The sequence below is a fragment of the Burkholderia sp. JP2-270 genome (genome assembly GCF_003233675.1).
GTDB classification, from domain to species: Bacteria; Pseudomonadota; Gammaproteobacteria; order Burkholderiales; family Burkholderiaceae; genus Burkholderia; species Burkholderia pyrrocinia_C.
Map to the genome: position 1 here is coordinate 61,610 of NZ_CP029825.1, position 21,762 is coordinate 83,371.

Genomic DNA, 21,762 nt, shown 5'->3' on the forward strand with positions numbered 1-21,762 from the left:
TGCGGACAGGTTCGGCAAACCTTCGGCGGACGCTGCCGGCGCGGAATCCACAAGCCAGCCTCCGTCATGAGTTTCCTGACCGTCTCCTTGGCCAGCCGAATGCCGTGACATTCCCAGAGCTTCTCGCAGGCCAGCGTCGGCCCGAAATCGGCGTAGCGATCGCGGATGATCGACAGCGCCCGGTCGGCGTCTCCTGGGTCCAGACGACGGTTGCCGGGCTTCGCTCGGTGTCCCGACACCAAGCCCGCCGGACCGTGCTCACGCAGCCGGGCGACCAGTCGGCGAATCTGCCGTGTCGTCAATTCCAGCCGTTGCGCTGCACGCCATGGCTTGAGCTTGCCGTCCGCCACGTCTTGAATGACCTTGAACCTGTCCAGCTCGCGCATCGTCATCGTGATCCGCTCCGTTGCAGCCATCGCAGCCTCCGGCGCCGGACACCCGGCGGCCGGACAGCTTACGTGGCGCGAAAGGGGGGGCGGCGGAATTCTTGGACTATTTGGGAGCTAGTCCATGTACTCATACGAAGAACGCATCCGAGCAGTCAAGCTCTACTTGAAGCTTGGAAAGCGCCTTACCGCGACCGTTCGTCAACTAGGTGAAAAATGGCTCACAGACATCACAGAGTTCCAGATTCCGGCCGGTAAAGTCTATCTGTCGCCGGTCATCGATTGCTTCGATGGACTGGTGATCAGTTGGTCGATCGGTACGCGGCCAGACGCCGAGCTTGTGAATACGATGCTCGATGCTGCCATCGAAGCAATCGGTAGCAGCAACAGCCGGCCCGTGGTCCATTCAGATCGCGGTGCGCATTATCGCTGGCCGGGCTGGCTTACCCGGATACGTGAGGCCAAGCTGATTCGCTCAATGTCGCGCAAGGGCTGTTCGCCCGACAACGCGGCGTGCGAAGGCTTCTTTGGAAGGCTGAAAACGGAACTGTTTTACTCTCGAGACTGGCGGACCGTGAGCACCGACCAGTTCATTGAGGTGGTTGACTCGTACATTCGCTGGTACAACGAGAAACGGATCAAGATCTCGCTTGGCGCACTCAGTCCGATTGAATACCGGGAGAGCCTCGGGCTGACGACATAAACCAGTCCAAGAATTCCGCCGCACCCCCAAAGCGGACATTTCAATCTAGCCACTACAATCAAAATGTTCGATAATTCACGTTATGTAAAATTATGGCGAGGTTGGCCTGACGTCGTGCAGCCCGATTTCCAGACATAAAACGACGCGGGACCGAGCTGATCTGATTATTGTGTCGTTGCGTCGTTTGCTACATCCTACAAGGGAATGCAGTGTTAACTTGAGCATATTCAAACCCGCTTTGATTGACTATGAAGGCACCGCCCATTATCCAGAGCCCGCTTGGCGTTTTTATATTGAACTGCCCACCACTTTTTAGATTTTGCAAGGCCTGCTCTACCTCGTTTTTTAATTGGGCTTCGGTCCAGTTGGCAGGATAAAAATCGATTCTATTTCTAATCGGATTGTCGATCCATGTGTTTCCGGCCCCTCGGATCTGAATTTTTGCATTGTATGAACCGCTGTTGTTGTTGCTTTGCGCGTCCAAATCTCTGACTTCGTTCGGAAGGTTTGCTGATACGGCCGGCCAAAAATGTCCGCCGTCGAGATATCTATCTCCCTCGGGCGTAGTGGCCCACGATCCTGATAAAATGTGGGCCCAATTCACATTGACATTGATTAGACCGAGGGGGTCGCACCAGCTTAAAGAATTTGTCGCATATTTATATGGATTGATTCCGCCAGTCAATCCGACCGGATCTGGGCTGATAAAACTGCCAAGGCTTTCGTCATAATACCGGTGTCGGTTGTAGTGCAGCCCTGTCTCGAAATCCCAATGCTGGCCTTGAAGGCGTAGTGGTTGATAGTGGATTTCCCGTTCATCGACTGGAATCAAATTCCCCAATGCTGAATAGCTGCTCTCCCACACAATCTGTCCCGAACGATCGGTAAGCCGCGTTGGCGCGCCATTTGGGCCGATATGAAAGAAGAGACGCATTTCCTTCGTTGAGCGCAATGGCAACGGCACGGCTTGCGGCCGGCCCTCGTTATCTGTCTGAGGCGCTTGTTGGACATTCAGGTATTGCAGCCCTATCAGCGGCCGAAATGTGCCGGGGTAGTAGACCCACTCGTGCGCCTCGAACGTTGACCACGGGGCGGTATTTCCATCTGGGCACCATTCATGAGCAACTTCCCCCACAAGCACATCATCGTCCCAGAAGTAGCAGCTTGTGCGAACAGATCGTGGCGGATTCGATGCTAGCCCTCGCCGGAAACCGACGTCATCCTGAATCTTCGTGATTTTCTTTGTCCGTCGATGGAAAACGTCGTACCCGTATTGTGTACAAATACGTTGCGTGCCTCCAGAGCCATCTGCTGTCGTCGGTACCTGACGCAGGGTCAAGGTTTCAATCAGCAAGCCATCGCCATCCCAGCGCAGCATCAAGTCCTGTTGTGGGGTCCGCCTGCGTACGAGGTTGCCGGCGCGGTCAAACGCATAGTAGCCGTCGCCGTGTTCGCCTTCCCTGATCCATGCGTCGGTCCGTGGGTCCTGGTCATCGAGTACGCCAGTCTGGAAGCCCCGGCGAATCCGGGTCTTCAGCAGGTCACCAGCCGGATCGTACAGAAATCGATGCAACTTGCCGGTCGGATCGAGATGTTCGATGAGCTTGCACATCGGATCGTACCGATAGCCCTCAGCGCCGAGACGAGAATCAAGCTTTCCAGTCATTTCGCCGACGACATTATACGTATACTCGCTGAAGAACAGGGGGCCGGTACCGGAAAGTAGCGATTGCCTTGCCATTAGCCCTTCGGATGAGTATGACAGTTCTCGCCGCAGGTCAGCTCCAAGATGCTCGACGCAAATCTGCCCTAGTGCGTCGCGCTCAAAGATAATCGGTATTGCTTCATCGTCGATCTGAATTGATTTGATCGCATTGACCGCGTCATACTCATAGAGAACCGTATGTTTTACGATTTCACCACCCGAGTTGAGCCGGGACTGGCGCGCGATTCGATTACCTGCTGCGTCGTATGTGCTGACGATTGCGAAGTGTGCGCCCTGCTTTTCTTCAATGACTCGACCGGCAGAGTCATATTTAAGCTCAATCCGGCTATCCGGATTTTCGGCGAGGATCAAGTTACCGTTGCTGTCGTACGAGAATTTTTCGGTGCGGACTCCATCCGGTTGCTGTGGGTCGGGCACGCGCTTTTGCACAATACGGCCGAGCCTGTCCATTTCATAGTCGATCACCTGTCCCAGTGGATCGATACAGCGCAGCAACTCATTCATTACGCCGTATTCGTAGCGTCGCTGCTGTCCCCAGTAGTCGATCTCAGCGATGATTCGCCCCAGCGAATCGCGTTTTAGCTGATACAACTCGCCGCGTTCGTTGACGACGCCAACCAGTTGCGCCTCGGTGTCGTATCGGTATTCGATTAAGCCGCCGTCAGGTGTCAGTCGTTTGGTAACCTGCCCCAAGGGCGAATATTCGAACCGAGTTACCTGCCCAATGGGATCGCGATAGCGGATTAGGTTGCCGTCGGCGTCGTAAAAGCAGAAGGTTTCTCGCGCTCCCGGCTTGATTGACCGTGTGAGATTGCCGTCACGATCATATTCGTAACAGCTTACCTGCCCCAGCGCGTCGACGGTTTGGACGATGTTGGCTCGGGCATCATATGCGTACCGCGTGCGACGCCCGAGCGCATCGCGGACGCCGGAGAGATTTCCATTGAGATCGTAGTCGAAACGCGTCACCGCGCCGCGGGGCCCCGTATGCGCGATCAGTTGACCGTGCTGATCGTATTCGTAACGCATAGATGCCTCTGTCGGCGCAGTTTGCTCAAGCAGATTGCCGCGTTCGTCCCACACATAGCGCCACCGCCGATCTCCCGGAGCAGCGATACATATCGGCTTATGGTCCGCGCCGTAATCGGTCCGTATGACGCTTCCATCCAGCAGCGTCTGGCCCCGAAGATTTCCGTAGGCATCGTATTCCCAAGTGGTAGCACGCCCAGCGGGATCGGTTTCCGTGCTCGTGCGGCCGTAACCGTCGTACCTGTAACTCGTCACGCCTCCGGACGGATCGATCCGCGTTATCGGCATGCCGCGCTCGTTAGCCTGGAGGATTGTCGTGTGTCCCAGAGAATTGAGGATTCGTGTTTCCCGAAGGCCGGCGTCGTAGATGAAGTGATAGTCGAATAACCCATGGTCGCCCCACGCGTGATCGACTCGCCACGCTCCATCTTCATGCTGTCGGTGGCTGTAGTAGAAAGACACGCCGCGGGCGCTCGAATGGCGCACCATCCGATGACAGTCGGTATACGAGAAGCGATGCAATCGACTCATTGCATTGGAGACGGCAATCAGGTTTCCGTCACTATCGTGCTCGTAACCAACAAGCGGATAGGAGCGGCCGTCAGCATCGATGAGCATCAGGGCCGTGAGCAAACTCGCGTGGTCCGCACTTGCCTCGCACGCAATTGCACGTCCGGTCGCCGTCTCGCCCTTCCATTCGATCAGGCGCATCAAATTGCCATTGAGCCCGCGTTCGAACACCCACCCGTTGCCGTTGAGGTCGGTCATTCTGTGGAGCCGCAGTATTAGCGTGGCACTGTCCACGAGTCTCGCCGCCGAGCTTTGCCAGTGTGCGGGTAATGCAAACTCATACTCAATTCCAGCGCGCATGCGCAGGATGAGCTGCTCGTCTCGACGGTAAAGCGCATACCCGTGCTGCCAGTCATATACGCGCGCTGCCCAGCCAACTACACTTGGCATCGTATCGAAAGCTGTAGCGTGACTGGGGAAATACGCGATCGCCCCCACCGTACTTCCGTGGCGCATCAATTCTAGCCGGACGTCGGCCGGCGTTTGCCAGCCGCCCCCAATCGCGCCGCGTCGCGTGTCGCGACTCGCGTAATAGCGGTCCCACACAAGTGGCAAGCGACCTGCGACCGTGAAATCGTGCTGCTGCACAATTACTTCCCCCGTGATTGCGTCCACCGGCTCCGCGTGCAGCACCTTGCACCGCAAGAATCCCGGCTTCAAATTCAGCTTGTCCGCCAGCGCCTTCGCCCATTTCGATCCCTGAAACGCATTGAATAACCCCTTCGCCGCCGCAGCCATGTTCATGACCGGCGGCCCGCCGACCATCACCGGACGCCCTGCCGGAATCGGCAGCATCACCGAACTCGGCATCGACGGATAAGTCCGCTCCGTATGCGCGCTGTTGTGACCCGGCGGCTCCATGCCGATCGACCAGCAACTCAACGCCGGCAGCGCCATGAACGACATCGGATCGTTGTTGGCCAGTACCGTCCGACTGCCCATGTACGACTCCGCGTCGTCCGAAGGGATGGGATCCGGCGCCGGCGGAGGTGCGAACGACTCCCCGAGCGGAAAATGCAGACCCGGAACGTGATACGAATGTGTCCCGACCGTGGCCCGCATCAAGCCGTTCACGAATATCGGCCGGCCGGCGGCGCCTCCCATTCCGACGCCTGCGCCGAGCACGCTTCCAATGCTGCTCTGTAGTGCTGCGGCTTGCTGCTCGAGTTTCAGCCCCTCCTCGATGATCGAGTTGTCCTGGATATCCGCCAGTTTTCCCGACGTGAACGCTGCCGCATCGTCGAGCTTCTTCACGATATCTGGATGGTCCTCGAGATACTCGCTCACCTTCTCCTGGACAATCGCCATCGCGATGCTGCCCACCACGCCTTTCGCAGCTTCGACGTATTCCCGCAGATCGAGCATGAACCCGACATGCGGATGCGGCAGGAACACGGGCGTCGGGCTCGGCGCGACCAATACAGAGTGGACATCGATCCCGACGACAGGATCCAGATGCTTGACTGCCAGTAGTCCCACGTCGCGCTCCCCGCTCAGCGTCCGCTGCGCAACGCAGCGACCTTCTCGCTGAGCGCGTTGCGCCGCCGGTCCATTGCACCCAACTGCGAGACCATCCACTCGACAACGAGCGGCAGGTTGCTATTCGCCCGCATCGATTCGTCGACCATCAACCCCGCATCGAGCGCATTGAACCCGGCCTCCAGCGCATGCTCTCGCTCTCCTGCCCGCTCCCAGCACACGGCGCTCATGCGCCACGCCTCGACCGTCATCAGCCCGTCCTTTGCAGCCGTGGTCGACGCCGCCGCTCGTTCATAGCAATACGCCGAGTGAGCGTAATCCTTGTGCGTCAGATGCACGCTCGCCTCGCCGAACAACCCGTTTGCAACAAGCTTGTGCCCTGCCGGATGCCCTGCCTCGACCGCGAGCATCCCGCTGCTGGCGGCGCTCCGGTACGCTTCGATCGCTCGCTCCCTATCGCGCCACTTCAGATATGCAGCACCTGCGATCAAATGCACGACAACACACTGGTCGAACCACTGCTCACGTTCAGCTACCTTCAACGCCGCCGCACGCAATTCTTCGAGCCGAGTTGGATTACCGCCTTCGATCGTCTCGGTCAGCATCACGAAATGCCGTCTAAACTCCCCGCTCGGCCCGCGCTCGCCCGACTCCGCCAGCAATTCGCGCGGCACGCTCGCCATCGAATATTTGCCCTGCACGACGCGCACCGCAACCCGATGCCGATGCATCAACGCTGCAAACGGCGCGATATCGATACGCGGCACGACAAAGCGCACGCGCTCGCCAAGCTGCGGCGCGACCGCAATGATCGTCAGCAAGCCATCCATCCACTGCACCCATGCCGCGTCATCCCGCACTTTCGCCGGCTCCAGCACGAAGACCATCGACGGAAAAACATCCGGATGGTGCTGCATCAGGCTGTCGGCAACCGTGAACAGATACAGCAAAGGATTCTTGCCATCGTCGTACGGCGCTTGCCAGTCGGCTTGCACGCCCTGCGCATCGGACGCCTCACGCCGACTGTCGTAGAACGCAATAAGCTCGTCCGTCAGCGCCTTCGCATAACCCGATTCGTTGACGAACGACGCCCGCATCGTCCTGACCGCGCACGACGTCTCGTCCTGAACCTGGAGATACAGCCGCACGAGCTTCGCATCCGTCTCGTTGGTCTGCCAGATCATCAATCGCGCGTCCTGCTCCTTCGCGAAACTCATCCAGTCCGTATGCGCGTCCATGAACCTGCGCTCCACCGGATTGGTCGGCTGCCAGTTCTGCATTCGTGCGGACCTCCGTCATGGGTTCAGTTTCAGGATTGTGCCTTCGACCGTATGCTCGCCCGTCGCCGACGACGTCACCGTCTTGCCGTTCACGCTGTGGGTGTCCGTTCCGGTTGATGCGACGTTGACACCCTGAATCGTGATCGTGCCATTGCTCATCATCACGATGCTCGACTTCCCGCAGACGAGCGCAAGCTGGTCGCCGGCATTGACGAGCACCTGATGCTGCACGCTCGTCGTATGGTTCGCGCCGACGCTGACGGTGTGTTCGCCGCCGACCGTGAGCGTATGCGCGTTCGTAATCGTCGACGTGCGCGCACCAATTTCCTCGGTATGCGACGACGCTACCAGCGTCTTCATGTCTTGCGACGTCGTTTGATAAAGCTGTCCGACGTTCAACGTCTTGCCTTCGCCGATCGTTTCCGTCTTGCCCTTCGCAACCGTCTCGTTGTGAATGCCGCCGATGGTCGCGTCGCGATTGGCGGCAATCGTCACGGTTTCGTTTTGTCCGACGGTCCGCGTTCGATTCCCGACAACCCCATGCGTCTCGTTCGCCCCAATCTGTGCAACCCGGTTCTGCCCGATATTCACCGTCTCGTTTTGCCCGACACTCCTCTGCCGATTGTTCTTCACCTGCATCGTCTCGTCGTTGCCGACCGTATGCGTGTGATCGTGCCCGACAGAAAGCGAATGATCGGCCTCCGTTTCCGCATCGAAATTCCGCTCCGCATGCATCCACAGCTGCTCCGCGCCTTTCTTATCCTCGAACCGGAACGCATTCGCATGCTCGGTCGTTCCGCCGGGTGACGACCTCGACAGCAACCCGCTTTGAGTCGCACTCCCCGGCAGCCCCCACGGCGGCATCTTCTCGCCGTTATAAACGCGCCCGGTCACGATCGGCTCATCCGGATCGCCGTTCAGGAAATCGACGACGACCTCGTCACCCACACGCGGAATCTGCACGCCCCCAAACCCGCCGCCAGCCCACGGGCTCGACACCCGCACCCAGCACGACGAATCCTGGTTGCTCTGCCCATACCTGTCCCACCGGAACTGCAGCTTCACGCGCCCGTACTGATCGGTCCAGATTTCCTCACCCGGCGGCCCGACGACGGTCGCCGTCTGCGGCCCGTTGGTACGCGGCCGCGGCGTCTCACGCGACGACCGGAACGGCAAACTCGACGGCTGCACGAGCATCATCGTCTGATGCACCACAGCCTCCGCGCCCTGATCGCTCGCATAAGCGTTCTCCTGAAAGCGGTACTGGCACCGCACGATCAGGTACTCGCGGTTCTGATCGGCACGCGGACAATGTGCGAGCGTAAACAGATAACCCGGCGCGGCGCCGCGCACATCCGTATCGGCACTCGCCCGCTCGTGCTCAGCCTGCTGCTCCTCGAGCCTTACACGGCTGTAATGCGCGCCCGGCGCGTCATCGCGATAGCCACCCGGCCATTCGAACGACGCGAAACTATCGTGATCGTGGCCGCGCGGATCGACCTTCTGCGACGAAAGATCGGCGCGCGGTTTCGTATAGTCGTAGTCGGTGGTCTGGTGCTTGCCGACGCTCACCTCCTGCGCGGGCAGCCAGCCATCGATGTGCTCCTCATCGGCGATCGCCGTGCGGTCGCGCGCGATATACGGAATCGTCTCGTAGCCGGGCAGCGCCGCGTGCGACGACATCGCGTCGCTCAGCATCAGCGTATGCGTGTCCTCGGCGTGCCGGAACCAGTAATAGATACCCTCGAACTCCATCAGCCGCGACACGAACGCGGCATCCGTTTCGTTGTACTGCACGCAATACTCGCGCGGTACATACGATTCCGCGAGATGGTTCTCGATCGGAAAGCCGTACGTCGACAGCACTTCCTGCACGATCTCGGGCACGGTCTTGTTCTGGAAGATCCGGCAGTCGGAGCGGCGCGTCGCGAGCCACAGCCACGGGCGCACGACCAGCTCGTAGCCGTAGTACCGCTCGGCGCGCCTGCCGGCAAGCGATGCGCGCGCAACGATCCCGTTCAGATAGCGCGTCGACTGGTTCTGCTGTTCGATCCGGACGGTCACAGGCTTGCCGAGCATGTCCTTCAACGACAGGCTATGGCTGTCCGCGAGTGCCTCGATCCGGAATTCGAACAGCCTGCCGAGCTCGTCGCTGCCGTCGAGCGTGTGGAATTTCAGGTCGTCGCCGTGCGGGCTGTCGAGGGTGAATACGCGATTCACGTGGCTGTCTCCTCGTCGAACCGGTAAGCGAATTCGCCGTCGGCCGCGCTCACCTCGATCGACGCCAGCGTGCGGCCTTCGAGCGTGGCGTGCAGGATCGCGCGGCTGATGCGCGGCATCACGGTATGCGTGAGGATCGCGTCGACCATCCGGCCGCCGGATTCGATCGTCCGGCACCGCTCGACGATCAGCGCGGTCGCCGCGTCGGTGCAGCGCAGCCGGATGCCGTGATGCGCATCGATCCGCTTCTCGATCCGCCGCAACTGCAACGCGACGATCCGCGCGAGCGTCGCATCGGTGAGCGGGTAATACGGCACGACGGTCAGCCGGCCGAGCAGCGCGGCCGGGAACACGTCGAGCAGCGGCGCGCGCAGCGCATCGGCGAGCGTCTGCGCGTCGGGCAGGCGCTCGGGGTCGCGGCAGAGCTGCATCACGCGATCGGCGCCGACGTTCGACGTCAGCAGGATCACGGTGTGCCGGAAATCGATGTCGCGCCCCTCGCCGTCCTCCATCCAGCCCTTGTCGAACACCTGGAAGAAAATCTCGTGCACGTCGTGGTGCGCCTTCTCGATCTCGTCGAGCAGCACGACGCTGTATGGCCGGCGGCGCACGGCTTCGGTGAGTACACCGCCCTGCCCGTAGCCGACATAACCGGGCGGCGCACCCTTCAGCGTCGATACGGTATGCGCTTCCTGGAACTCGCTCATGTTGATCGTGATCGCGTTGTGCTCGCCGCCGTACAGCGTGTCGGCGAGCGCGAGCGCGGTCTCGGTCTTGCCGACGCCGGACGGGCCGCACAGCAGGAACACACCGTGCGGTTTCGTCGGATCATCGAGTTTCGCGCGCGCGGTCTGGATCCGCTGCGCGATCAGTTCGACCGCATGCCGCTGGCCGACGACGCGTTCGCCGAGCGTATCGGCAAGCTTCAGCACGGCCTGCGTCTCGTCGCGCACCATCCGGCCGAGCGGAATGCCGGTCCAGTCGGCGACCACGGCCGCCACCGCGTGCGTGTCAACGGCGGGCAGCACGAGCGGCGCGTCGCCCTGCACGTCGGCCAGCGCCTGCTGCGCGGTCGCGAGGTGCGCCTGGATATCGGCGCGCGTGGCGGCGGCGAGTTCGCGCGACGGATCGTCGTCGAGCAACGCGGTGCGTGATTCGACGATCGCCGCCAACGCGTTGCGTTCGGTTTGCCAGCGCACGTCGAGCTGGTCGAGCGCGGCCTGCGCGGCGGCGATGTCCGACTCGATCGCGTCGCGCCGTGCGACGTCGCCGGTACCGAGCGCACACTCGCGCCCGATTCGCTCCTGCTCGACGCGCAGGCTGTCGATGCGCCGGCGTGCGTCCTCGATCGGCGCGGGCACCGCGTGCTGGCTGACGGCGACGCGCGCGCAGGCCGTATCGAGCAGGCTGATCGCCTTGTCCGGCAACTGTCGGGCGGGGATATACCGGTGCGACAGCGTGACGGCGGCCTGCAGCGCGTCGTCGAGCATGAGCACGCGGTGATGGGCCTCGAGCTTCGCGGCGAGGCCGCGCAGCATGGTCAGCGCGGCTGCTTCTTCCGGCTCGTGCACGTGGACGAGCTGGAAGCGCCGCGTCAGCGCCGGATCCTTCTCGATGTATTGCTTGTACTCGGACCATGTGGTCGCGCCGATCGTGCGCAGCAGGCCGCGCGCGAGCGCGGGCTTCAGCAGGTTCGCGGCGTCGCCGGTGCCGGCCGCCCCGCCCGCGCCGACGAGCGTATGCACTTCGTCGATGAACAGGATCGCCGGCCGCTCGGACGACATCGCCTCGTCGATCACGCCGCGCAGCCGGCTCTCGAACTCGCCCTTCACGCTCGCACCGGCCTGCAGCAGCCCGATGTCGAGCAGGTACAGCGCGACGTCGCGCAGCGACGGCGGCACGTCGCCGCCGGCGATCCGCAGCGCGAAGCCTTCGGCGACGGCCGTCTTGCCGACGCCGGCCTCGCCGACCAGCAGCGGGTTGTTCTGGCGGCGCCGCAGCAGGATGTCGACGATCTGGCGGATCTCGGCGTCGCGGCCGACCACCGGATCGATCTCGCCGGCCCGCGCGCGGGCGGTCAGGTCGACGGCGAAGCGCGCGAGTGCCGAGCCGTCGGCTGGTGCGGCGCGCAACGCGTCGCCAGCCTTCATAGCCTGCGCGGCCGGTTGCGCCTCGGCCGAGCCTTCGACGATCGATTCGAGTTCGTCGGCGAGCACGTCGGGTACGATGCGCTCGAATTCGCGCGTAATACCCATCAGCACGTTGCGCAACTGCGGCGTCTTCAGGATCGCGAGCAGCAGCACCGCGCCGCGAATGCGTGTCGCGTCGTACTTCAGCGTCGCATAGACCCACGCGCGCTCGACCGCGTCGTCGATGTGCACGGACAGATCCGACACCGAGCCGGCGCCGCGCGGCAGCCGGTCGAGCGCGGCGACGAGCGCGCGGTCGATCGCGGCCGCGTCGATGTCGAAGCGGCGCAGCACGCGCTGCAGGTCGCCGTCGGCCCGCTGCAGCATCTGCTTGAACCAGTGCGCGAGCTCGACGTACGGATTGCCGCGCAGCCGGCAAAACCCTGTCGCCTGCTCAAGCGTCTCGTAGAGGAACGGATTCAGTTTTCCGAACAGGTTGACGCGGCCGATATCGGACATGACGACTCCCGTTTAGACGGTTTCGCGATGAAGGGCTGCGCCGGCGCGCGGCGTGCCGCCACGCCGCACGTCGTAGCGGACGACGAGGTCGCACGCGGGGCCCGGTTCGAGCCGCTGCCCGAGCCACGCGGTGCGGCCGATTCCCTGCGGCGAGCCGAGCGCGATCGCCGGCACCGCGTCGGCGGCCAGTTCGAGCTGCACGTCCCAGTCGAACTCGATGCCGACGTATTCGCGCACCCATTGCGCGAGCTGCCGCGCATGCGGGCCGCCCGGCAGGAAGCCGCGGTAGGCGTCGAGCGACAGCGGGCCGAGCACGATCCGGAACCGCGACTGCGCATCGCGCACCGCGACGCCGAGCGCGACGGCGCCGACCCGCAACGTCGGCCGCGTCGCGCGGATCGTGCAGCGCTGCGAACGCTCGATCGCGACCCACTGCGGCACGTGCTCGACGATGCGCGCGTCGACGCCGAAATGCCGGCGCAGGATCTGCACGAGCCCTTCGGGGTTGCGTGTGTGCCGCACGAGATGGCCGGCATGGAAATAGCGCGCATGCGGTGCGAGCGTGTCGGCTGCCGCGGCCAAGGCAGCAGTTTGCGCGGCCGGCCTGTCGCCGTGCGCCGCACGCCCGATCAGGCTCGCGATATAGCCGTCGAACCGTGCGCGCTCGGGGCGATCGAGGCTCACCGTCGGCTGCACGTCGGCCCACGCACGGTAGAACAGCAGGATCAGCCGGTGATGGAACAGGTCCGCGAACGCGGCGAACGTCGGGTCGTCGTGCTGGGCCGCGCGCTCGTGCGCATATTCGGTCAGGTGCGTCGGCAGTGGCCCGTTCGGCCCGAACAACCCGAAACCTTGGATCGCGATGCGAGGCGGTGCGGTGCCGTTCTCGTGCACGCCAGCCAGCATCGACGCCGCGAACGCGAGCGACGGCTGCTGCCCGAGCCGCACCGGCTCGTCGCGCGGCCGCGCGGCATGGCCGAGCGGCACGCGGCCGGGCGACAGCGCGTCGAGCCAGCGCAGCGCCTGGAACAGGTCGTAGCCGTGCGGCGCGGCCCGCAAGCGCGCCCACCACGCATCGCGGCGGGCGTCGGCGTCGGTCGGCTTCACGCCGGGAGTCGTGTCGCGTTTCATATCGCAGGCCGCCTGCCGATGCGCGCGGGCCAGTGCGCGAGCGTACCGCGCTGCACGCTGGTCAGCACGCATTCGGCGAATGCGTTGATCGACACATGGCGCGCGAAGAACTGTTCGAGCACCGCACCAAGCAGGAACGGGCTGTCGCCGGAGAATGCGTGGTCGTCGACGGTCACGTCGACCTGCACGCCGCGACCGAACATCAGCGGCCCGAGCGCCGGCAGCCGGCGGAACACCGGCGAGAACGCGACGCGCTGCACGCCGTCGATCTGCCGGCGCATCGCGACATCGGCCGGATCGGCATGCAGGCCGAGCAGTTCGCGCAGCGCATGCGCACCTTCGTCGTCGTCGAGATCGGTCAGCGTGTGGCGTGCGAGCCCGAGATGGCGGATCAATCGCCACGCGGTTTGCGCGTCGGCGATCGGCGGGCGCGGCCGCGACGGGCCGCGGATCGCGACGATGCGCTCGACCGGGGCCGACACGCGCAGCGTGAACGTGTTCGCGTCGCCAGGCGGCAGCATCAGCACGAGATCGCGGTTCGTACAGAGCGTATCGGCGGACAGGTAGCGCATCGTCTCGTCGTACGGCGCACATTCGCTGTCGACGAGCGACACGTAGGTCTCGCTGCCGACGTAGCCGGTGCGCGTGCCGTTCGCGCGCGCCTGCGCGGATACGAGCCGCGGCTCGCGCCGCACCGTGTAGTACGCGCCGTAATTGCCGTCGTCGCCGGCGAACGACGCGTGAAACGGCCGGAATTCGCGCGACTGGCCGTCGTCGCGCTGCTCGCTCGCGAGCCGCTGCACCGCATAGACCTCGTAGTCGAGCGGCCGGCTGCGGTCGACGACGACATGATGCTCGCGTGCGCCCTGCTGCAGCGCGATGCGGTCGGCGCGACGCGCGAACAGGTTCACGGCCGGCGTGCAGTTCAGAGCGAGGTGGCGCGCATCGACGGCCGCTTGCAGCGCCGCGTCGTGGCGATCGAACAGCACGGTCAGTTCGCACTCGTCGCCGGTCGCGCGCGCGAGCGCGGCACGCAGCCCGCCGATGCTGAAGAACAGAAAGCGCGCCGGAAACGCGAAATACTCGCGCAGCAGCCGGTAGCCGTGGAAGCTGCGGCCGTCGTCGGGCAGGATCGCCTGTGCCGGATCGAAACCCTCGTGGACGATCGCGTCGGCGTCGAGCGTATGCAGCCAGCGCGGCGGCTGCCCGGGGTCGTGACACACAACGCCGAGCGCATGCGCGGCGATCAGTTCGAGCAGGTGCAGCGCGTCGCGCTCGGGGCCCGCGAGATGGAACGTCAGCCGGTCGAGCGGCAGTTGCGACAGCTTCGCACCGCCGCGCGCCTTCAGCCGGATGCGCAGCGCGCCGCGCACGTCCTGCCGCGCCGCGACGGCGCCGCGCGGCAGCCACGACGGCGCGCCGGTGACAGTCGCATCGGTCAGTTCGAGCGGCCACAGCGTCAGGTCGTGCGCGGTGCGGAATTCGCACGCGGTCTGCTCGGACGCAGCCTGCCGCGCGCGCAGCGCGGTGCCGGCCGGCAGCCGCCAGCCCTGTGCGAGGCTGCCTTCGTTCATCATCGGCGCGAACCGGACGATCGCCATCGACGGCAGCGGCGCGATATAGCCGGGATACACGGCGTCGAGCAGCGCCTGCGTGAAGCGCGGGAATTCGGCGTCCATCTTCAGCTGCACGCGCGCGGTGAGGAAGCTGAAGCCTTCGAGCAGCCGCTCGACGTACGGGTCGGGCGGTCCCGATTCGTGCAGCCGCAGCCGCGCGGCGACCTTCGGGAACTGCTGCGCGAATTCGCCGCCGAGCTCGCGCAGATACGCGAGTTCGCGGTTGTAGTAGTCGAGCAGGCGCGTATCCATCGCGTCAGGCCCCTGCCACGGATTGCAGCGACATCGCACCCGTTTCCAGATCGAGGTCGGAGCGCAGCACGAATTCGAGCGGATGCGGGATCGACCACAGCGTGCCGCGGATCTCGAACAGCAGCACGTTGTGGCGCCGTTCGCCGGCCCGGCCGCCCGGCGCGTCGAGCACGCTGCGCACCTCGACGCTGTCGGGCGCGATGCGCGGCTCGAAGCGGACGATCGCGTCGCGGATCGACGCCTCGACCGACATCCGCTCGACGCCCGACATCGGCTTGCCGACGAGCGGCCGCATCCCGTAGTTGAGCACCGATGCCTGCGCGTGCGCGAACGCCGACCAGTCGACGAAACCGTCCTCGGCGTTGCGCGTGTTGAGCAGCCACGCGAGATCGCGCAGCACGGCGGCGCGCAGCCGCTCGGTGCCGATCCATTGCGCGCCGGGCGCTTCGGCCGCGCACTGCGGCGCATCGTCGGCGAGCCGGTCGAGCAACGCGGGCTGCAGCCGGTCGCGCAGGCTGCCTTCCCGGCCCTCCCGGCCCTCCCGGCCATCGCGGGTTCGTGGTTCGTCCATCGTCGTCTCCGTGCGTGCCCGGACCGTCACATCTCGGTGTTTTCCTTGATGTTCCAGCCGACCGTCACCTCGGCGCCCTTGCCGCCATTGTCGTTCTGCTGCCAGTACTGCTTTTTCACCTTCGCCGCCTGGAAGCCGTAATGCATCATCAGCCGGTCCGCGACGTCGCCCGGATCGATGCCCGCGACCTGCGCGGACGTGACGAGCACCTCCTGCAGCGTCACGCGCATGAACTCGACCTGCGTGCCGCCGGTCTTGCACGCGGAAATCTCGACCGACGACAGATGCTTGCCGTTCGCGCAGTTCTTGATGATCGCGGGCGCGCCCTTGTCCATGTACGCGGCGACGACGAGATCGTTGAAGCTCGCCTTGCCCGCGTTGCCGCCGCTGCCGCTCGCCATCGCGCCCGGCTGGCTCGCGCCCCACGTGAACGACTGGATGTCGGTCCAGCCCTTGTGCTGCGCGTCCGCCGATTCGCCGGTCACGCCGTCCACCTTCATAAACATTGCCACGCCCATTGCCGTCTCCGTTTCGGTTCGAGGTCAGGTTGAAAGCCGTGTTGAATGCCTGTTGCCGCATATTTTTCCGCTCGTTTTTCCGCTCATTCGCTCGCCGCCTTCGCGGTCGGCAGCCGCGAGATCAGCCGCAGCGACACGGTGAGCCCTTCGAGCTGGTAGTGCGGCCGAAGGAAGAATTTCGACGTGTAGTAGCCGGGGTTGTCCTCGACCTCGTCGACGACCACCTGTGCGGCCGCGAGCGGCTTGCGCGCCTTGGTTTCCTGCGACGAGTTCACGGGGTCGCCGTCGACGTAGTTCATGATCCAGTCGTTCAGCCAGCGCTCCATGTCGTCGCGCTCGCGGAACGAGCCGATCTTGTCGCGCACGATGCACTTCAGGTAGTGCGCGAAGCGGCAGCACGCGAACAGGTACGGCAGGCGGCCGGACAGCCGTGCGTTCGCGGTCGCGTCGGGATCGTGGTACTCGGCCGGCTGGTACAGCGACTGCGCGCCGATGAACGCCGCGAAATCCGAGTTCTTCCGGTGTACGAACGGCATGAAGCCGTTCTTCGCGAGCTCGGCCTCGCGGCGGTCGCTGATCGCGATCTCGGTCGGGCATTTCTGGTCGACGCCGCCGTCGTCGGTCGGGAACGTATGGCTCGGCAGCCCTTCGACCGCCCCGCCCGATTCGACGCCGCGGATCGACGAACACCAGCCGTACTGCTTGAACGAGCGATTGATGTTCGCGGCCATCGCGTATGCCGAGTTTGCCCACGTATAGCGATCGTGGTTCGCGGCATCGGTGTCTTCCTCGAAGTCGAATTCGTCGACGGGATTGGTGCGCGCGCCGTACGGCAGCCGCGCGAGAAATCGCGGCATCGCGAGGCCGACGTAGCGCGAATCCTCCGACTGCCGCAGGCTGCGCCACGCCGCGTATTCGGTGTTCTGGAAAATCTTCGTCAGGTCGCGCGGGTTCGACAGCTCCTGCCACGAATCCATCTGCATCAGCTCCGGCGACGCGCCGGCGATGAACGGCGCGTGCGCGGCCGCCGCGATCTTCGACAGCTCGCCGAGCATCTCGACATCGGGCGGGCTGTGGTTGAAATGGAAATCGCCGACGAGGCAGCCGAACGGTTCGCCGCCGAACTGCCCGTATTCCTCCTCGTAGATCTTGCGGAACAGCGGGCTTTGATCCCACGCGACGCCCTTGTAGCGCTTCAGCATCCGCGCGACCTCGTTGCGCGATGCCGGCAGCGCCTTGATCTTCAGCAGCTCGTCGGTCTCGGTATGTGTGACGAGGTAATGCAGGCCGCGCCACGCGCCTTCGAGCGTCTGGAACTCGTCGTGATGCAGGATCTGGTTGATCTGGTCGGACAGCTTCCGGTCGATCTCCGCGATGATCTGCTTCACGCTGCCGTATGCATCGGTCGTCATGCCGACCGTATGCTCGAGCGCCTGCTGCGCGAGCGTGCGCACCGCGCGCTCCACCGATTCGCGCGCCTCCGCCGTCTTCGGCTTGAATTCCTTTTGCAGCAGCGCGGCGAACTCGTCGTGCGCAACCGCCGGCTGCGCGGCTTCGCGCGTGTCGGCGCGGGATTGGACGGGGTCATTCATCGCGGGCCTCCGGTCGGGTCGCATCGCCGCGCTGCGCGGATTCGTGCGGATTGCGCACGAGCGTCTTCAGCAGGTCGGGATCGTTGATCGCGCGCTCGATCAGTTGTTCTGCGCCGTGCTTGCCGTCCATGTACGACAGCAGGTTCGACAGCTCGGTGCGCGCTTCCAGCAGCCGGCGCAGCGCGTCGACGTTGCGTGCGATCGCGGCCGGCGAGAAATCGTCGATCTGCTCGAACGTCATGTCGACGTTGAGCATCCCTTCTCCCGTCAGCGTGTTCGGCACCTGGAACGCGACACGCGGCGCGACCGACTTCATCCGCTCGTCGAAGTTGTCGACGTCGATCTCGAGAAACTTGCGCTCCGGCAGGTCCGGCAGCGGCTCGGCGCGCTTGCCCGCCAGGTCCGAAATCACGCCCATCACGAACGGCAGCTGCACCTTGCGCTCGGCGCCGTAGGTCTCGACGTCGTACTCGATCTGCACGCGCGGCGCCCGATTGCGCGCGATGAACTTCTGTCCGCTGCCCGCTGCCTTGGTTCTGTCAGTCATCGTCCACTCCTTCACGTCGATCAGGTTGCGCAGTACGTTGCCGCCGCCCGCGTGGCGGCTTCCTTCGTTCGGTTCATTCGCTTCGCTCGCCGCTCAGCAGGTCCAGCTTCGGCAGGCTCTCCGGCGCGAGATCGCGGATGATTTCGTAGAAGTCGAGCGCGAGCAGCCGCTGCGCGCGCCGCAGCAGCAGCGGCGCAGGATGGCTCGGCTCGTGCAGCTCGAAATAGCGGCACATCTTGTCGAGGCCGAGCCGCACGTCTTCACGGCTCGTTAGCTCGGCATCGCGCCATGCGTGTGCGTTCGGCATGGCAGCAGGCGCGGCCGGTGCGGTGCCGGCCTGCGATGCGTTGCTGGATGCGGCCTGCAGCGTGGAGCTCGCGCCGTCCGGCGCGCCCGGTTGCGATTCGGGCGCCGGCACTTCGCGCACGATCCGCTGCAACGCCTTCTCCGCATCGCCTGCATCGGGCGCCCACTCGCGGCCGACCTTGTCGATCACGCACGCGCGGATCGTGTCCAGCGCCTGCAGCGCGGCGCGCGCGGCGTCGAGCGGCGTCGTGCCATCGCCGCGCACGGCCGACAGCGCGGCAATCAGGCTTGCACGGCCGGCGGCTTCGTCGCGGCCGTCGAGCAGCCGTTCGGCATCGCGCACGCTCGGGCCGCCGTCGAACAGCGGCTGGCGGCGCGCCGCGCGCGCGCAGTCATGCGCGCCGGCCACGTCGGCGAGCGCGTTCATTCGCGGCGTCGGGTCCGGTTCGCCGTCCGCGTCGAGCCGTGGATGCAGTTCGTCCCAGCGGCGCTCAAGCAGGTTCGCGACGACCGCGAGTGCGTCCGCATAACCGGGCATGCCGTGTTGCTCGATCCAGCTGCGCGCGAGATACGCGACGACGCGCAGGTCCTTCGTGCGTGCGGACAGCGCCAGCGCGAGCCGCTCGACCGCGCCCCAGTCGGGCGCCTCGGCCGGGATCACGGTGTCGCCGTACTGCTGCTCGGCGCGCGGCGTCGCACGCTCCTGCAACTGCAGGAACTCGGCGTCGTATTCGAGATTGGCGCCGCACGGCGCATCGGGCGCGACGTCCGCGAGCAGCCGGCCGATCAGGTCGGCGCGCGGCGACGCCGCCGGCAGACCAGGCGACCCAGGGGAAAGCACGGCGGCGGCCAGCGCCGCCTGGCTGATGTCATTCGAATGCATAGTCGATGTTGATCGGTTTGCTGCCGAAATCGACCGCCACGGTGCGGTGCAGCGGCGGCAGCGAGCCGTTGCGGATCTCGATCTGGTAGACGCCCGGCGTCAGCGACACGGAACGCAGCGGCGGGCTCGCGCCGCGCCGCGCGCCGTTCACGTACACGTCGCCCCACGGCCGCACGTTGAAGCGCACCTGGACGGTTTCCTGCGCCTTCGGCGGACGCTGTTCGGCAGGCAGAACGTTCACGGCGGCGACGGCCGTATCGGCTTCCGACGACGGCTTCGGCGCCGGCGCCGGCGCTGGCGTGGTCGCCGCTTGCGCGGCCGCTTCCGACGGCGGCACGTTGACGACGCGCTCCGACGCGTCGAGGCTGCCTGCGGGCGCGATGGTCGAGCCGGAGCCGGCTTGCAACTGGGCCGGGTTCGTGACGGTGGTCGCGACCTGCGGCGCGGCAGCGGTGGCCTCGACGGCTGGCGTGCTGGCCGGCGCGGCGGCGACTGGCGGCGGAACCTGCGCCGACGATCCGGCCGGCAGGCTCGACGGCGGTACGACGATCGGCGTCGGTCCGCGCTGGGCCAGCATGGTGTCAGGCGCGCTGGCGGGCGTCGATGTGCCGGCCTGCGGCTGGCTCGCGCCCGGTGCGGCCTCGTCGGCGACGCGCGCGGGACGCGACAGATATGTCGCGGCGAGGCCGACGGCGATCAGCGCGACGAGCGCTCCGCCGACGTAGACCGGTATGCGGCGGCGCGATCCTGCGGGTATGTGGCTGCGTTGGGGGCCGGACGGCGCGGATGCCCGGCTTGACGGCGATGCCGATGCGGCGGGATGCGGTGCAGTCGTATCGGCGGCGCCGGCAGCCGCGTACGCGTTCCCGTTCGTGTTCCCGGAATCCGCTGCGCTGCGCTTGTCGACGCCTGCGTCGGCACGTGCGGGGCGGGTCTCTGCGTCGTCGTGCGCGTCGGTTCTTGCCGCGTGCGGTTCCTTTGCACGCTCGGCGTTTCCGTTCGGCGCACCGGATGACGGATGCGATGCCGGCGCATCCGCAGCCGCAATCGCGGCGCCCTGCGCAGTCGCCTTCGATGTTGAAGGCGCACCAGCCTCCGGCCTGGCGTCGGCAACGGCAGACGAAGCAGATGCGGTATCCGATGGTGCCGACACATGATCCGGACGTTCGGCCTTCGACGACTGCACATCCGGCGCAGCCTTGCCCGAAGCCGTCCCGCCCTTGCCGATTGCCGCCGCGCCAGCAGCCGACGTGACGCCCGACGCAGCGGGTTCCTCGCCCTTCCCTTCCCCGCCGCTGCCCACGTCACCCACCGGCGGCACGACCGCCGCGCCATACCCGCCGCCCGTCCGGTCGAAGTCCCGCAACCCGAGTTCCGCCGCGAACGCCGCGACCGATTCCGGCCGATCCGGAATCCGCAGCTGCAGCGCATGATCGACGGCCGCGAGAAACGCCGGGCTGTACACCTCGCCGGCCGGCAATTCGCGCGACGCGAGCGGCCGGTACGTGTCCTTGATGCTGCGCACGACGGCCGCGGGCGGCAACTCGCCGGCGATCATCGCGTGCATCACCGCGCCGAGCGCATAGAGATCGGTCCACGGCCCCTGGCTGAATGCCGGGTCGTCGGTGTACTGCTCGATCGGCGCGTAGCCGGGCTTGATCATCATCGCGCCGTCGTCGACGAGATCGCCGATCCGTTTGCGTGCCGCGCCGAAGTCGAGCAGGATCGCGCTGCCGTTCGGGCGGATCAGCACGTTGTCGAGCGCGACGTCGCGATGGAAGCATTGCGCGCGATGCAGCGTGTCGAGCGCGCCGAGCAGTGCGCCGACGATGTTGCGCAGTTGCGTCTCGCTGATCCGCATGCCGCCGTCGAGCAGTTGCTTGAGCGTGCGCCCTTCGTAGAAAGGCATCACCATGTACGCGGTGCCGTGGCTTTCCCAGAAGTGCAGGACCTTGACGAGCCCCGGATGATCGAACTGCGCGAGCAGTCGCGCCTCGTTGAGGAACGCGCCGCGCCCCGCGTCGAACGCCTGCGCGAACCGCTCGGAACGCAGCGACACGGTGTAGTCGCCGCCGCGCGTGGCAAGCATCGACGGCATGTACTCCTTGATCGCGACCGCGCGCCGCAACGTGCGGTCGAACGCGCGATAGACGATCCCGAAACCGCCGATCCCCAGCACCTCGTCGAGTTGCAGTTCGCCCAGGCGATGGCCGAGCGGCAGCGGCCGCACCGCGAATTCGGATGCGTCGCCGCGTGTTGCCGTGTCGTACTCGTTGTCTCTCGATCCAGCGTCCTTCATGTCCAC

The 21,762-nt window shown here is 65.2% G+C and carries 12 protein-coding genes and 2 pseudogenes; 1 reads left to right on the forward strand and 13 read right to left on the reverse strand.

The window, feature by feature from the left end:
* Positions 1-17: 17 nt before the first annotated feature.
* Positions 18-416 (reverse strand): annotated as a pseudogene (locus DM992_RS17965) (helix-turn-helix domain-containing protein); the annotation flags it as partial.
* Between the two features lie 181 nt (positions 417-597).
* Between DM992_RS17965 and DM992_RS17970 the strand changes: the two are divergent.
* Positions 598-1,089 (forward strand): annotated as a pseudogene (locus DM992_RS17970) (IS3 family transposase); the annotation flags it as partial.
* 187 nt (positions 1,090-1,276) lie between these two features.
* Here DM992_RS17970 and DM992_RS17975 read toward each other — a convergent pair.
* The 12 genes from DM992_RS17975 to DM992_RS18030 all read right to left on the reverse strand — a co-directional run bounded on the left by DM992_RS17975 (position 1,277) and on the right by DM992_RS18030 (position 21,756).
* Entirely contained in the window at positions 1,277-5,893 is a 4,617-nt protein-coding gene (locus DM992_RS17975) for an RHS repeat-associated core domain-containing protein (protein WP_111018009.1), read from the reverse strand.
* A gap of 14 nt (positions 5,894-5,907) precedes the next feature.
* Entirely contained in the window at positions 5,908-7,173 is a 1,266-nt protein-coding gene (locus DM992_RS17980) for a hypothetical protein (RefSeq protein ID WP_111018010.1), read from the reverse strand.
* Between the two features lie 15 nt (positions 7,174-7,188).
* Positions 7,189-9,393: a type VI secretion system tip protein VgrG gene (gene tssI / locus DM992_RS17985; RefSeq protein ID WP_111018011.1), complete on the reverse strand. Its 2,205-nt coding sequence runs from the start codon at positions 9,391-9,393 to the stop codon at positions 7,189-7,191.
* On the reverse strand, positions 9,390-12,041 hold the full coding sequence (gene tssH / locus DM992_RS17990; protein ID WP_111018012.1) for a type VI secretion system ATPase TssH: 2,652 nt from the start codon (positions 12,039-12,041) through the stop codon (positions 9,390-9,392). The genes tssI and tssH overlap by 4 nt, the downstream gene beginning before the upstream one ends.
* Positions 12,042-12,053: 12 nt before the next feature.
* The gene (gene tssG, locus DM992_RS17995) at positions 12,054-13,172 is read right to left on the reverse strand and encodes a type VI secretion system baseplate subunit TssG (RefSeq protein ID WP_111018013.1); all 1,119 of its coding nucleotides are present in this window, start codon (positions 13,170-13,172) and stop codon (positions 12,054-12,056) included.
* Positions 13,169-15,040, reverse strand: a complete 1,872-nt coding sequence (gene tssF / locus DM992_RS18000; RefSeq protein ID WP_111018014.1) for a type VI secretion system baseplate subunit TssF — start codon at positions 15,038-15,040, stop codon at positions 13,169-13,171. Before tssF ends, tssG begins: the two co-directional genes overlap by 4 nt.
* Positions 15,041-15,044: 4 nt before the next feature.
* Positions 15,045-15,611 carry a type VI secretion system baseplate subunit TssE gene (gene tssE, locus DM992_RS18005; protein ID WP_239511403.1) on the reverse strand — a complete coding sequence of 189 codons (567 nt, stop codon included), beginning with the start codon at positions 15,609-15,611 and terminating at the stop codon, positions 15,045-15,047.
* Positions 15,612-15,637: 26 nt separating this feature from the next.
* A complete protein-coding gene (locus DM992_RS18010; RefSeq protein WP_027791618.1) occupies positions 15,638-16,129 on the reverse strand; it encodes a type VI secretion system tube protein Hcp in 492 nt (163 codons plus the stop codon).
* 83 nt (positions 16,130-16,212) lie between these two features.
* Positions 16,213-17,721, reverse strand: a complete 1,509-nt coding sequence (tssC, locus tag DM992_RS18015; protein WP_111018015.1) for a type VI secretion system contractile sheath large subunit — start codon at positions 17,719-17,721, stop codon at positions 16,213-16,215.
* Positions 17,714-18,268, reverse strand: coding sequence for a type VI secretion system contractile sheath small subunit (gene tssB / locus DM992_RS18020; protein WP_111018016.1), 555 nt, complete (start codon positions 18,266-18,268; stop codon positions 17,714-17,716). Before tssB ends, tssC begins: the two co-directional genes overlap by 8 nt.
* Before the next feature lie 73 nt (positions 18,269-18,341).
* Positions 18,342-19,457: a type VI secretion system protein TssA gene (gene tssA / locus DM992_RS18025; RefSeq protein ID WP_111018017.1), complete on the reverse strand. Its 1,116-nt coding sequence runs from the start codon at positions 19,455-19,457 to the stop codon at positions 18,342-18,344.
* On the reverse strand, positions 19,444-21,756 hold the full coding sequence (locus DM992_RS18030) for a serine/threonine-protein kinase (RefSeq protein WP_111018018.1): 2,313 nt from the start codon (positions 21,754-21,756) through the stop codon (positions 19,444-19,446). Before DM992_RS18030 ends, tssA begins: the two co-directional genes overlap by 14 nt.
* Between the last annotated feature and the right edge of the window lie 6 nt (positions 21,757-21,762).